The following is a 14,378-nucleotide window of genomic DNA, read 5'->3' on the forward strand; positions in this document are numbered from 1 at the left end:
GTTTCTTTAAACTATTTCTTTGTCAATATTACCCTTAGAAATTATGCAATTTAGTCACTTACACTGTCATACGCAGTACTCCTTGCTTGATGGAGCTTCAAAAATTTCTGGGCTTTTTGCCAAAGCCAAGGCTGATAATATGCCTGCGGTGGCTATTACCGACCACGGGAATATGTTTGGGGCGTTCCAATTTGTGGCAGAAGCAGGCAAACACGGAGACGTCAAACCTATCGTGGGTTGCGAGTTCTATGTTGTAGAAGACCGTCACAAAAAATCTTTTTCAAAAGACCAAAAAGACCGTCGTAATCACCAATTAATGCTTGCCAAAAACCGTAAAGGTTATGAAAACTTGGTAAAACTATGTTCATTGGGCTACATCGAGGGTTTATACGGTAAATATCCTCGTATTGATAAAGAGTTGATTCTACAATACCATGAAGGGTTAATTGCCACTACATGCTGTATCGGTGCGTCTGTTCCTCAAGCCATTTTGAGACACGGGGAGGAAGAAGCGGAGAAAGAGTTCAAATGGTGGCTGGATTTATTTGGTGAAGACTATTATATCGAGGTACAAAACCACGAAATTCCTGACCAGTTGAAGGTCAATGAGGTTTTGTTAAAATTTGCGAAGAAATATAACGTAAAAGTTATTGCCTCCAATGACTCTCACTATCTCGACCAAAAAGATGCCAATGCCCACGATATTTTGCTTTGTATCAACACTGGCGAAAAGCAATCTACGCCAACTTACAAGGATGTAGATGATGGCGAAAGCGTGAAGGGAAAGCGTTTTGCTTTTTATAATGACCAATTTTATTTTAAGTCAACACAAGAAATGACTGACCTTTGGAGTCATATTCCAGAGGCAATTGACAATACCAACGAAATCGTTGGCAAGTGTGACCATTTGAAGTTGAAGCAAGATATTTTGCTTCCTAACTATCAAATTCCAGCTGGTTTTGTTTCTCAAGATGATTACCTCGAACATTTGACATGGGAAGGCGCTCGTAATCGCTATGGTGAAAACTGGGAGGAACCTCACATTAAAGAACGTTTGGCGTTTGAGTTGCACGTAGTAAGAACCATGGGGTTTGCAGGTTACTTCTTGATTGTACAAGATTTCATCAATGCAGGTCGAGACTTAGGCGTATTTGTAGGGCCTGGCCGTGGTTCGGCGGCTGGTTCGGCAGTGGCGTACTGTATCGGTATTACCAATATTGACCCCATTAAATACAACCTCCTATTTGAGCGTTTCTTAAATCCTGACCGTAAATCAATGCCCGATATTGATACGGACTTTGATGATGAAGGTCGCCAAAAGGTGATTGATTATGTAGTAGATAAATATGGCAAACAGCAAGTTGCGCACATTGTAACCTATGGTACAATGGCTGCCAAAATGTCTATCAAAGACGTAGCTCGTGTGATGGATTTACCGCTGAATGAATCCAATGAGCTAGCAAAATTAGTCCCTGATAAGCCTGGTACTAGTTTGAATAGAGTAATGAATGCTCCATTAATTGGGGAAAAATCACTTGCTGAAAAAGAACAATTACAAGCTGAAGATATTGAAAACGTTAAGAAACTCCGTGAAATACGTCGAGAAGGTTCTTTGCGTTCAAAAGTCTTAGAAGAAGCTTTGGTTTTGGAAGGTTCTGTACGTGGTACGGGTATTCATGCTGCTGGGATTATTATTGCGCCTAAGGATTTAACAGAAATTTTGCCTGTTGCTACTTCAAAAGAAGTAAACTTATTGATTACCCAATTTGAAGGAAAAATCATTGAAGATGCAGGGGTAATCAAAATGGACTTTTTGGGTCTGAAGACCCTTTCTATCCTCAAGGAAGCACTTCGTTTGATTAAACAAAATTATGGTGTCGTAATTGATTTGGATACTATTCCTCTTGATGACGTAAAAACTTACGAATTATATCAACGAGGCGAAACAAACGCTACCTTCCAATTTGAATCTGGTGGGATGCAAAAGCACTTATTGGATCTTAAGCCCGATCAATTCTCGGATTTGATTGCCATGAACGCCTTGTATCGTCCTGGTCCAATTGCCTATATTCCCAACTTTATTGCTCGTAAACATGGTCGTGAGGAAATCTCTTACGATTTGCCCGACATGGAGGAATATTTGGCGGATACCTATGGAATTACCGTTTATCAAGAGCAGGTGATGCTTTTGTCTCAGAAATTAGCAGGATTCTCGAAAGGAGATGCCGACGTTCTGAGAAAAGCGATGGGTAAAAAAGACCGTTATACGCTTGATAAAATGAAAAGTAAGTTTGTGGATGGTGCCAAAGAAAAAGGGCATCCTGAAGACAAACTCAATAAAATCTGGACAGACTGGGAAGCCTTTGCACAATATGCTTTTAACAAATCTCACTCGACTTGTTATGCTTTTGTAGCTTACCAAACTGGTTATTTGAAAGCCCACTATCCTTCTGAATACATGGCTGCCGTGATGTCTAACTCTTTAGGTAACATTGAAAAGATTACCTTTTTTATGGAAGAGTGTAAGCGTATGGGATTGCCTGTATTGGGACCAGACATTAATGAATCTTATCGCTCGTTTGCCGTTAACAAGAAAGGTGAAATTCGCTTTGGTTTGGGTGCTATTAAAGGTACTGGCGATGCAGCAGTTGAGTCTATTATCGAGGAGCGTGACAAAAATGGTCCTTACAAGGATATTTATGACTTTGTGACTCGTGTAAATTTACGTACTGTAAACAAGAAAACACTCGAAAGTTTAGCGTATGCTGGAGCTTTTGACTGCTATCCTGAAATTCACCGTGCTATCTATTTTGAAGAAAGTGAAGGCTCTACTTTTATTGAAAAAATTATCCGTTATGCCAACAAATCTTCTGAAATAGCTTCTTCGGCACAGGCATCACTATTTGGAATGCTGGGTGAAGGTGGTGGAGCAGATATTGCCAAACCAAAAATTCCGAGTATCGAAAAATGGTCGCAAATGGAGCGATTAAAGTTCGAAAAGGATGTGGTGGGTATTTATATCTCTGGTCACCCGCTCGATACCTATCGACTGGAGCTTGATAGTTTTTGTACCACCACTTTGGATAAAGTAATGGATCCTGCTTACAGAGGAAAAGAAGTGAGTGTTGGAGGAATTGTCACGAAAGTAGTGGAACGATATTCTAAAAATGGAAATCCATTTATGTTGTTCACACTGGAAGACTATAATGGTAGTTATGAGTTTGCGCTTTTTGGGGAGGATTTTGTCAACTTATCCAAATATGTGTCACAAGATAGATTCTTGTATGTGAGAGGTACCGTTCGCAACCGTTGGGGCAAGCCTGATGATTGGGAATACAAGCCTATGAGTATGCAGTTGCTGTCTGAAATTAGGGACAAATACACCAAAGAACTCAGCATTACACTAGGATTGCAGTCTGTAAACGCTATGATAGTGGATTCACTCAATCAACTTTTTCTCAAGCACCAAGGAACTTGTAGTGTTTCTGTAAAAGTTGTCGACCCTGAAGACAAAGTTGAGGTTACTATGCTTTCAAGGAAAAATAAAATTTCTCCCAATAATGAATTCTTGGAAGAGCTTCAACAAATCAATGGAGTGACTTTTAAGTTGAATTAGTTAGAGGAGCATAGTTAGAAAGGAACAAAGGCAAAAGTTAGTTGAGACTAAGTCTTGAACTAGGAAGTTACTATCTTTTTAAAGCGCTGTAGGTACGACAGAAAGCCAATTATATGGAAATCTGTCGCACCTACGGCGCTCTTTATAATAGTGCAGGAAATGATTCATTACTACCAAACTTTCGCTCCTACGGAGCTGAAGCCTTAGATAAGACTCAGAAAAATTTCCCAGTAAACAGCTATATCATATTCATTTTACTATTTCTCTACAAATCCCCACTTGGACCAAAAAACTCATAATGTAATTGCCCCTCTGGAATTTCTAGCGCTAAAAGCATCTGTTTTACCTGTTTCATAAATGGTACTGGTCCGCAGAAATAATATTCTGCATCGAGCGATGAAATATTTGCTTTAAGCACTTCAGGCGTAAGTAATCCTTGATAATCTGGTTGGTCAGTCGCGAATGGCTCGTCATAAATAGAAATCACCTTCAGAGTCTCCTTTTTATCTGCCAACTGACGACTTCTTTGGTCAAAAGCGTGAACAACTCCATTTTTGGCACATTGAATAAACAATACTTCGTTTTCGGCGTGATGAAATAAGTGCATATACATACTCATCAAAGGTGTAATACCAACACCACCAGCAATCAAAACAATTGGTTTTTGCGTTGGTTCTAATACAAATTCACCTGCAGGAATTCCCAAATTGATGGTATCTCCTACTTGCGCTTTTTCATGTAAATAATTTGAAACAACACCAGCTAGATTACCCGTTTCCTTTTTAACCGAAATTCTTAACGTATTTTGAGTAGTACAACCAGACAAACTATAATTACGAGTATGCGTATGCTCAGCACCTTGAATACTGACATTTACAGCCACATATTGCCCTGCTTTGAAGGTTGGAATAGCTGTATTATCAGAAGGCTTCAGATAAAAACTGGTAATGATACTCGATTCCTCCTCTTTTTTGACAATTGTATAACTTTTCTGTCCTCGATATCCACCCTCCGCTTTCTCAGCTTCTTGATAGATATTTTCTTCGATACCTATCAACAAATTGGCTAACTCTTGATAAGCCTCTGCCCAAGCATTAATAATATCATCCGTTGCTGCATCTCCTAAAACTATATTGATAGCTTCCAATAAGTTGGTTCCCACAATATCATACATCTCAGGAGTAACTGATAAACTGGTATGTTTCTGTGAGATTTGTGTGATCGCTTTTGCCAAAACCGCAGGATTTTCAATATTGGCAGCATACGCGTAAACCGCATTCGCCAAAGCACGTGGTTGTGTTCCATGCACTTGGTGTGTCATATTAAACACATTTTTGAGAGAAGGATTTCTTTCAAATAACAACTGGTAAAAAGTTTTCGTAATTGCCTCTCCATGAACAGCCAATACAGGCACAGTAGCCTTTACGATTTCTATAGTTTTTGCACTTGCCATAATTTTACAATAAAGAATAAAAGACCTTTTAATCTTTTATATAATTAAAAAAATGTGTTTTAAAGAAAATGATTACGTGGTGATTTGCCAACGACATGAGGATTACTCGCAAACAGTTTCTCATCCAATCCGTAGGAATACCATTTACAAAAATTCCAATGATTTATAGACAACTCACCCCAAAAGTCTATCGCTTCAAAAAAGTTAAGCCATCAGCCAGACCTGTTGCCACATCAAAGAGTGTGGTCGTTTCAAGAAGCTTGGTAATGTCTGCTCTAATTTTAGCAAATTGACGATGTAAAGGACAAGGATTTGCTCCGGAACACTCCTTTAGTCCTAATCCACAACTTTTGAAAATATCATCGCCATCCATTGCACGTACTACTTCAGCCAACTTTTTCTCCTTCATCGCCGATTCAGGAATTTCAAATCCGCCATGAGGTCCTTTTACCGAATCTACAATATGATTCTTGGATAAAACCTGCATGATTTTTCCAGTAAAAGCCTCAGGTGATTCGATGGCTTGGGCAATATCTTTTATCCCCACCCTTTTTTGTACTAAAGACTGAGAAGCAATGTAAATACAGGCCTTGATAGCATATTCACAAGTTTTAGAAAACATAACTACTATTGTTAATTAACACAACAAAGATAAATCATCAATAAAAGATAAAAAAGTCTTTTATTGTATTTTTTTTCACAATGCCGATATTAAAATTTCAGCAAGAAGCATCATTATGCTTAGCCTTTACCTTCTTTCTTATTCCAGTAAAAATAAAATGGTATTCCTGAGGCAATTAGCGCCAAGCCAGAAAAAGCTTGTACGGGTTGAGTAAACAACGTGACTGTAACTAATACCAAACAAAACAAGATAAAAATCATGGGTATATAGGGATAGCCCACTACTTTGTAGACCCGTTCGAGCGTAGGTTCTTTCTGTCGAAGCAATATAACACCGTATGCTGTGGCGCCATAATAGATAAAAGAAGCAAAAACCAACATATCGGTCAGTTGGTCGAAACTACCAGACCAAATCAATAGCACCGACCATAAAGCTTGAAATAACAAGGCATAAGAAGGGGTTTGATGTTGTGGGTGAATATGTGAAGTTTGCTTAAAAAACAGCTTATCTCTGCCCATGGCATAAAATAACCTTGCTGACATCAGAATAGTGCCATTGGTGGCGTTTAGAGTAGTAAGCAAAATTAAACACGCCAATAAGATCGTTCCGATGGGTCCTATCATCACCTTGGCAACTTCAATGGCTGCAATGGTGTTGGGATTTTCGTTCATTTGAATAAATGCCTCAATCGGTAGTATCCGTAGATATACTAGATTGAGTGATACATAAATCAAGATAACCGATAGCGTACCAAAAGTCAGTGCTAAGGGTAAATTCTTTTGGGGAGATTTGACCTCCTCTCCAATAAATCCTATATGATTCCAACCTTCATATCCCCAAAATGCTCCAAGACAAGCTGCGAATAAGGCTTTTATCCAAGTGCCAGCAGTACGATTTTGATAAATTTCAAGAGATGATGAATGGCTTAAGTTTTCCCACGACCCCTGAGGGCTCCATAGTCCCCAAAAAACAAAAATTCCTACTGACAAAAACATCAAAAATGTCAAACTGTTACTTAATTTCTCTGCAATAGTTAATCCTTTGTAGTTGACATAGGTTAGCGAAGCAACCAAAAGCGTAGCTATAATTTTGATTAATATGGAAGCCTCGATGAAGTATAGCGGTAAATTTTTGGCAAAAATTGAATAAAAGGATTCTGCAAACACATAGGCTAAGGCGGCAATTGAGGCTGTTTTCATTACCGTAAAATTGCCCCAACCGTACAAAAATGCAAAAAATGGATTGTAGACTTTTCGGTAATACTGATACTCCCCTCCTGAATCAGGAAAAAGACTTGCCATTTCAGCCGTCGTCAGTGCCCCAGCCAAGGTAATAAGCCCTGCAACTACCCAACACAATAACACCAACCAAGGCGAGCCTAATTCGGCTGACATTGGGGCTATTTTTTTAAAAACACCCGAACCAACAATCACGCTTACTACAAGCAAGCTTGCCGAACGAAGTCCTATTTTGGGTTGTAGAAGAGACATAGTTGAGTGATGAGTTAAGAATGCTGAGTTTTGAGTTTTTGTGGTATTCGCTTTAGAGTTCTGTAAATATTTCAGAAAACAAGCCAATTCATCGTATTTATGGTGCTTTTTAGAGATTCTTCCTCCTATTTATAGCTTCAACAAAGAAAGACCAAATCCACTTTTCTCATTGAGATACATTAAACCTTTTTTGACTTCAAAACCTCCTGTTACCAAGTCCTCAGCCAAGTCAAAACTGCCATCTAGGTCAAGGTATTTTGTATTGGGACAAGCGTAGGCAAGATGTAAGGCTGCTGTGATACTGGCAATGCTTTCGTCGTTACAACCCCAAAATAGGCTAATTCCCGCATTTTTGGCAATTTGAGCTATTTCTAAAGCAGGTAAAAGTCCTCCACATTTCATCAGTTTGATATTAAAAATACCAAACCTTTTGGGTTCAGCAGCAAACTTGATGGCATAGTTCGCATCCTTCAAGCTTTCATCTGCGGCAATTCCTGAGGCATAATCTAAGGTTTGATATAAGCTCTTTTCTTCTCCAACCGCTACGGGTTGCTCTACCAATTCAATAGCGAGACTTTGCGTATGTTCTAGCCATTTTAGAAGCGTATCTATATCATATCCTTGGTTGGCATCTACTCGGATTGTTATAGCATTGCCAAACGATTTGCGAAGTGCCACAATTCTTTCTATATCTTCGTGCCAATCCAATCCTGTTTTTACTTTTAGTGTTGTAAAACCTGCCTCCAAATACTCTTTTGCTTCTATTAAGGTATCTTCCACGCTCTTGATACCGATGGTAACAGAAGTTGGCAAAGCCTCTATCTTTCTCCCATAAAAATCAACTACTGGAATTGATAAATATTGGCAAAAAGCATCATGAAGTGCTAAATCAATCGCTGCCAGAGTGCCAGGCAAATACCCAAAATACTGTTGCGATTCAAAGATAATTTTCTGAAAATGTCGAATATCACGTCCTACTAATTTTTGAACAAAATCAGTTTGTAGGGAAACTAAAGTTTGAGCTGGATTTTCACCAACAACCTCTTCAGCAGGACTTGCCGAACCTACGCCGACAATTCCATTTGCTAATTCAATTTCTAAAAATACCAGTTGCACATCTGAAAATGTACTATAGGCAATTGTATAAGGTTTGGTAAGTTTCAAATACTTGATATAAGCACGAATAGCTACGATTTTCATGGTGTATGGTTAGTTTAAAATTAGCTTTAAAACCTCCTCTACCCCATCTTGAAGGGGTAAAATGACAGGAATTTCTAATTCTTTTTGGTAGCTATCCCTAAATCCTAGATATTCTTCTTCGGTACAATCTTCCGTATTCAGTGCCAAAGCTATCACTTCTGCTCCTAGTTTTTGTATTAATTCAATTTCTGAACTCACGCTAGGTATTTCGCCCCAATGGGGATCGTTATCGTAATATTTTCTCTTGGGTGCGTGTACTAATACAACCTTTTTGGCATTTCCTGAAATAATGAACTCAAATCCGCAAGGACCACTTGGGTTTCTTAAGGCAGATTGTCCTTCGAGCAAAATAAAGGCAGGTTTAGCTTCTTTCCAACAAGTAACAATGGCATGTTCTAATTCGCCCGAAACAAAATCATTGAGCGTAGAATCAAATACAAATCCGTATTTCCCGCCTTGTAACCAACCCGTTTGACCCGTATAAATCATTTCTGCGGAGATACCTTTTTGTTCGGCACATTGACGCAATAATCTCGCAGTAGTACGTTTTCCCAAAGCACAATCCATACCCATAACTGCCACAATTGGCACATCTACTTGATTAATTTCTCCTGTCCAAAAATGTAAATCCTGACGTTTCTTGGGCTTACGAATATCGATGAGTTCCAAGTTTTTTTCCTCCGCTAATTTGACAAAAACAGGATTGTCAGTCAAATACTCATGAAGTCCATTTACCACAGAAATACCTGCTCCCAAGGCCTTTTCTACAATTCCAACCATGGCTGGAGGCAATACTCCGCCTACAGTTGCCACACCGATGATTAAATAATTAATCTCTAACAATTGTTCAATAGCTTCTTCCAAAGAACCAAACACTGGTATATTTCGATGTTTTCCATCCAAAACTTCTCCAGCATCTTGGCCCGACAATTTAGGCGTATCGATTACACCAACGATTTCGAATCGCTCGGTACCTCTTATTAAGCCATGTGCCGTTTTGGCGTCGTTTGTTTCTAATAAACCGTTGGTTAATACTATCGCTTTGTTCATGTTTGTGAGGTGATAGGGAGTTTAAATAAGGGCAAAAGCAAATGAATGCGATTGCCCTTTTAGGATTAGATATTAAGGTGAAAAATGAATGTTATCGTTTGATCATTTGTCCAGACAATTTTCCTGTAGGCTTTTGGTCTTGCCAAACCAATTCACCATTGACCCAAACCATTTTGATACCTGATGATATAGCTTTTGGGGTTTTCACATCGGCATGGTCTACGACCGTTTCTGGGTCAAATAGTACCATGTCGGCGAAATAATCTGGTTTGATAAGACCTCTAAGCTGGATACCAAGATTTTCGGCTGTGAGTCCTGTCATTTTATAGATGGCTGTTTCCAAAGTGAATAGCTTTTTCTCTCGCACATATTTACCTAACACTCTCGTAAAGGCCCCATGTCCTCTCGGATGTCCACTTCCTGCTCCATCTGAGCAGATATTCGTATGAGGCCAAGCCAATATGGCCTCCACATCTTCATCGTCCATAGATTTGCCCATGATGGCTTCTATTCCTTCGTCATAATCAGGGTTTTTCTTGTCAAACTCCTCAGCTTCGGCTACCAAATCCATCAGCGTTTGTGCTTCTGATTTTCCACGTAAACCAGCAATTTCTACAAGCGTTTTGCCAGCATAAGTCTTATTGGGAGCAAAACGAACTATGATAGATTCTTTGGGGTCAAAAAGCTGTTCAGTTGCCATCTGGGCACTCTCAAGATTGGTATAATCTCTTTTAGGAAAAAGTACTCTTAAGGTCGAATGCCAGAAAGTATATGGATAGCAGTCAGCCGTAATTTGAATACCTTCTGCTCTAGCCTCTTGAAGTTTCGCTAATATTTCGTGTGCAGATTTCCATTGAGAACGAAGGGCTATTTTTCCATGAGAAATTTGAACAGGAATTTTTGTTTCTCTGCCAATGTCAATAATTTCGTCGATTGCTTCGGTCAGATTTATATCCTCACTTCTGATATGACTCATATATCGTCCACCGTTTTCAGCAGCTACTTTGGCTAGTGCAAGGACTTCATCACGATTCGAGAAAAAGGAAGATTCATATTCTAAACCAGTATTCAAGCCGATCGAACCCTTTTGAAGTTCACTTTCTAACAAGATTTTCATTTGGTTGACCTCTTCTGGCTTTGCAGTTCGGTACAAACCTCGTGGTCCCATCACCTTCTGTCGGAGCGTCGCATGACCTGTATAGGACGCAACATTAACCGCAACAGGTTTTTCTTTCATCCATTTGCTCAAACTATCCATGGCATAACTACTACCATCCTGTCCTATAACAATCGTGGTAACTCCCTGACTAAGCATTGGGATGGCAGTTGGCGTTTTATCCAAACTTCCAAAATGGTGACTATGCGAATCAATAAAGCCTGGAGCCAAGATTTGTCCATTTCCATCGGTGACAGTCTCGCCATCAAAAGGCTCTAATTTGCCAATTTCCCAAATCTTATTATCTTTAATCCTAACCTGAACTTGTTGACTAGGTAAACCTGTACCATCTATCAATTTGATATTTTTGATTAAATGTGTTTTGGGTAAATGAAAAGGTTGACCCGCAAGTATTTTTTTGAGAATATTTCTAAAAATTGGGTTTGTACCATTTGATAGCACAATGGCAGTTGTCTGGGTTTTGTTATTTCTGAAAATAGCATTTTGAAAACCAACCCATGAGCCTGTGTGCTCAAATCCATTTTCCGTAATTCCCCAACCAAAGCCATACGGATAAGTTGTACCATCTTTGAGTTGAACAGGTTTGAAAGCCTCAGTCCAAGTGGCAGGTTTAAGCACCTTGTTCTCAGTCACCAATTGAATCCATTTATTCAAATCCTCTGCACTTGCATAGATATTGCCATCGCCAACAACCCCATCCAAACGAATGAGATCATTGGAGATGGCTTTCCCATTTTTTCTTTCAAAACCTAAAACATGTTTTCTGTTTTGATTAGGACCATTCAGAAAATAAACAAAAGTGTTTTTAAGTCCAAAAGGCTGGGATATTTGAGTGCTGAAGAAGTGTTCAAAAGAAGTTCCTGATGCTTTTTCAATAATACTTGCCAAAAGCAAATAACCTGTATTACAATACTCCCATTTTGTTCCTGAAGCAAAATTGAGCGGAGGATGTTTTTCAACCAGTAATTGAATGAGCTTATCGTTGGTAAGGGTATCTAAGGTATTGAGATGACTCATGGCCAAATCAAAATATTCTGGCAAACCAGAAGTATGCGTCAGTAGGTGACGAATAGTAATCTCTTGATAAGGGAAATTTGGAATAAAATTGATAACCTGCTGGTCATATTCCAATTTCCCTTGCTCAAAGAGTTTCATAGTCATCGTGGCTACGAATTGTTTAGTAATTGAGGCAAGATTGAAGGGCTGAGCCGCATCTAGCGCATTGCGCTGTAAGTAATCAGTGTATCCGAGCGCCTTTTGAAACTTGATTTTTCCTTTTTCAGACAAAAGAACCACTCCACTAAATTGACCTTGAGCATGTAGTACACGCATAGCACTATCCACTTGGACAATTTTCTGAGGAGTCAGCTGGGCAGTCGTCCTGTAAAAAGGATAAAGCACTGCCATAAGCAGCCATAACAAGTTTCTTTTTAGAGGCATTTTATCAGATGTTTATGCTGATTACTTATTCGAAATTTATATTTTATTCTTTAATTTAATAAAAATCACGCTACTAATTTTTGTCATTTTCAAAAAAATAAGCATATTTTGCTTTATTAACATACAATTAAATTATTAAACAGAATATTATGCTGGACTCGACCGACCAACAAATTCTTCAGTTATTACAGCAAAATGCCAAACTCACCATTAAAGAATTAGCCGAAATGTTGAATCTGACCACCTCGCCTGTTTTTGAGCGAATCAAAAGGTTGGAAAAAGAGGGTGTTATTTCAGGGTACGTTGCCTTAGTCAACCCCGAAAAAACTGGTCGTGGGCAGGTGGTTTTCTGCAATATATCCATGCCCATTTATACCCATGAGAACATCGATACTTTTGAACAAATCGTACAAAATATGCCAGAAGTAATAGAGTGCTATCACTTGGCAGGCACGGTTGATTATCAGCTCAAAGTATATGTCAAAGACATCAAAGAGTATGATGGTTTTTTACGCAGAATGGCCGAAATTCCTTCCATAAAGGTGCATAGTAGTACGGTGGTGCTTCATCATGTTAAGTACACAACGGCGGTACCCGTGGATTAAATCATGTATCTTTGTAAATCAAACTAAATTTTTTCATAAAATCGTCAACACAAAAACCAATGAAATTATCTTTTCTTTCGGCAAGCGCCATGGCTTGTCTTTTGGGTTTTTCAGCTATTGGACAAAAAGGTGGTCCAGAAGTGAAAAACCTAAAAAATATCAATCCTAATGCTATCAAAGCGACCATGACCTTTTTGGCAGATGATTTGGTCGAAGGTCGTCAACCCGGTACTAGAGGTTTTTCGGTTGCATCAAAATTTGTAGAAACTCAAATGATGCGCATCGGCTTGAAACCAGCTATGCCAGACGGAGGTTATTTACAGCCTGTGCCTTTGAAAAAAGGAATCGTGAGTGAAAAACTTACGACCATGAAGCTGGGAGAAGAAACTTTGACTTATGGTCAAGAGTTTATCGCTAGTCCGTATATGCCCCAATCTGAATCGTCTGTATCCGCACCACTGGTTTTTGTAGGTTATGGTATTTCAGCGCCAGAAATGCAGTATGACGACTATAAAGGAATTGATGTAAAAGGCAAAATTGTCGTATTTTTCAATGCAGCCCCAGAAAGTTTCCCTTCCAATCAAAGAGCCTATTTTACAACAAACCCTGTAAAATATAACGAAGCTATCAAACGTGGCGCGGTGGGCGTAATCGCTGTAAACTTCCCTAACGATAAGCGTTCTACTTGGGAAGCTACTGTTCGCAGAACCAAACAAGGGACTTTCAAATGGTTAAACAAAGAAGGACAGCCGAATGATGCCTTCCCTGCCTTGAAAGCTGTAGCTACTTTTAATCCTGACAAAGCTGAGAAACTATTTGCCAAATCAGGAAAAACATTTGCTTCGGCAGTAGAAAGTACCAAAGCTGGCAAAGCCGAATCTTTTGATCTAAATATTCAGGCAAATATTAAAGTTAATACACAGTTTACTTCTGTGGCAGGTTCAAATTTGGTAGGAATCATCGAAGGTTCTGATCCAAAGCTAAAAGACGAATATATCGTTTACACTGCACACCTTGACCACTTTGGTATTGGAGCTCCAGTGAAAGGTGATTCTATTTACAATGGTGCGCATGACAATGCGTCGGGTGTGGCGATTTTGTTGGAAATTGCTCAAACGTTTAAAAATTTACCAGAAGCACCAAAACGTTCCATTGTTTTCACCATCGTTACGGGTGAAGAATTCGGCTTGCTTGGTTCTGATTATTTTGCTAGTAATAGTCCACTCAATGGAAAAATCGTAGCCGATTTGGCGATTGATATGCCGTTCTTCTTCCACCCTGTTTTGGATATTGTGCCTTATGGTGCACAGCATTCAAGTTTGAATCAGCAAGTAGAAAAAACGGCAAAAATTTTAGGATTGGGTATTAGTCCTGATCCATTTCCAGAGCAAGTGGTATTTATTCGTAGCGACCATTTTAGTTTTATCAAAAAAGGTATTCCAGCCTTATTTATAAAAAGTGGTTTTAAAACTGTCCCAAGTGACACGATTGATAGAAGCAAATCTGACGTTGGTTGGAGAAGCACCATCTATCACACGCCCCAAGACGATATGTCTCAACCCTTTGACTTTGATGCAGCAGCCACTCATGTAAAAGTAAATTATTTGATTGGCTACTATGTAGCACAAGACTCCAAGTCACCAGATTGGAATGTTGGAGATTTCTTCGGAGGAAAATTTGGAAAGAAATAAGTAAAAAAGGAATGACGTTTGTCATTCCTTTTTT

At 39.1% G+C, this 14,378-nt stretch carries 9 protein-coding genes; 3 read left to right on the forward strand and 6 right to left on the reverse strand.

The window, feature by feature from the left end:
* Positions 1–43 precede the first annotated feature (43 nt).
* Positions 44–3,616, forward strand: coding sequence for a DNA polymerase III subunit alpha (gene dnaE / locus GVN22_RS16930; RefSeq protein WP_205690936.1), 3,573 nt, complete (start codon positions 44–46; stop codon positions 3,614–3,616).
* A gap of 265 nt (positions 3,617–3,881) precedes the next feature.
* Here dnaE and hmpA read toward each other — a convergent pair whose 3' ends face one another.
* The 6 genes from hmpA to GVN22_RS16960 all read right to left on the reverse strand — a co-directional run bounded on the left by hmpA (position 3,882) and on the right by GVN22_RS16960 (position 12,048).
* The gene (hmpA, locus tag GVN22_RS16935; RefSeq protein WP_166552198.1) at positions 3,882–5,069 is read right to left on the reverse strand and encodes an NO-inducible flavohemoprotein; all 1,188 of its coding nucleotides are present in this window, start codon (positions 5,067–5,069) and stop codon (positions 3,882–3,884) included.
* Positions 5,070–5,256: 187 nt separating this feature from the next.
* Positions 5,257–5,691 carry an Rrf2 family transcriptional regulator gene (locus tag GVN22_RS16940; protein WP_166552199.1) on the reverse strand — a complete coding sequence of 145 codons (435 nt, stop codon included), beginning with the start codon at positions 5,689–5,691 and terminating at the stop codon, positions 5,257–5,259.
* A 119-nt stretch (positions 5,692–5,810) separates the two neighbouring features.
* Positions 5,811–7,181 (reverse strand): APC family permease, encoded by a 1,371-nt coding sequence (locus GVN22_RS16945; RefSeq protein WP_166552200.1) that lies wholly within the window; start codon positions 7,179–7,181, stop codon positions 5,811–5,813.
* A 129-nt stretch (positions 7,182–7,310) separates the two neighbouring features.
* A complete protein-coding gene (locus GVN22_RS16950) occupies positions 7,311–8,381 on the reverse strand; it encodes a mandelate racemase/muconate lactonizing enzyme family protein (RefSeq protein WP_166552201.1) in 1,071 nt (356 codons plus the stop codon).
* 9 nt (positions 8,382–8,390) lie between these two features.
* Positions 8,391–9,431 (reverse strand): DUF1611 domain-containing protein, encoded by a 1,041-nt coding sequence (locus tag GVN22_RS16955; RefSeq protein WP_166552202.1) that lies wholly within the window; start codon positions 9,429–9,431, stop codon positions 8,391–8,393.
* A gap of 91 nt (positions 9,432–9,522) precedes the next feature.
* Positions 9,523–12,048 (reverse strand): serine hydrolase, encoded by a 2,526-nt coding sequence (locus GVN22_RS16960; RefSeq protein ID WP_166552203.1) that lies wholly within the window; start codon positions 12,046–12,048, stop codon positions 9,523–9,525.
* 149 nt (positions 12,049–12,197) lie between these two features.
* Between GVN22_RS16960 and GVN22_RS16965 the strand changes: the two genes are divergently transcribed.
* Positions 12,198–12,653 carry an Lrp/AsnC family transcriptional regulator gene (locus GVN22_RS16965; RefSeq protein ID WP_166552204.1) on the forward strand — a complete coding sequence of 152 codons (456 nt, stop codon included), beginning with the start codon at positions 12,198–12,200 and terminating at the stop codon, positions 12,651–12,653.
* A gap of 59 nt (positions 12,654–12,712) precedes the next feature.
* A complete protein-coding gene (locus GVN22_RS16970; protein WP_205690937.1) occupies positions 12,713–14,344 on the forward strand; it encodes a M28 family metallopeptidase in 1,632 nt (543 codons plus the stop codon).
* Positions 14,345–14,378 lie beyond the last annotated feature (34 nt).

Source organism: Cellulophaga sp. BC115SP (assembly GCF_009905545.1).
In the GTDB taxonomy this organism is placed as follows: Bacteria; Bacteroidota; Bacteroidia; order Cytophagales; family Spirosomataceae; genus Flectobacillus; species Flectobacillus rivi.

Excerpts from the sequence above, each read along its gene's own strand:
- GVN22_RS16965 (WP_166552204.1), top strand. The coding sequence starts at position 12,198 with ATGCTGGACTCGACCGACCAACAAATTCTTCAGTTATTACAGCAAAAT.
- GVN22_RS16940 (WP_166552199.1), bottom strand. The coding sequence starts at position 5,691 with ATGTTTTCTAAAACTTGTGAATATGCTATCAAGGCCTGTATTTACATT.
- GVN22_RS16950 (WP_166552201.1), bottom strand. The coding sequence starts at position 8,381 with ATGAAAATCGTAGCTATTCGTGCTTATATCAAGTATTTGAAACTTACC.
- GVN22_RS16960 (WP_166552203.1), bottom strand. The coding sequence starts at position 12,048 with ATGCCTCTAAAAAGAAACTTGTTATGGCTGCTTATGGCAGTGCTTTAT.
- hmpA (WP_166552198.1), bottom strand. The coding sequence starts at position 5,069 with ATGGCAAGTGCAAAAACTATAGAAATCGTAAAGGCTACTGTGCCTGTA.
- dnaE (WP_205690936.1), top strand. The coding sequence starts at position 44 with ATGCAATTTAGTCACTTACACTGTCATACGCAGTACTCCTTGCTTGAT.
- GVN22_RS16970 (WP_205690937.1), top strand. The coding sequence starts at position 12,713 with ATGAAATTATCTTTTCTTTCGGCAAGCGCCATGGCTTGTCTTTTGGGT.
- GVN22_RS16945 (WP_166552200.1), bottom strand. The coding sequence starts at position 7,181 with ATGTCTCTTCTACAACCCAAAATAGGACTTCGTTCGGCAAGCTTGCTT.
- GVN22_RS16955 (WP_166552202.1), bottom strand. The coding sequence starts at position 9,431 with ATGAACAAAGCGATAGTATTAACCAACGGTTTATTAGAAACAAACGAC.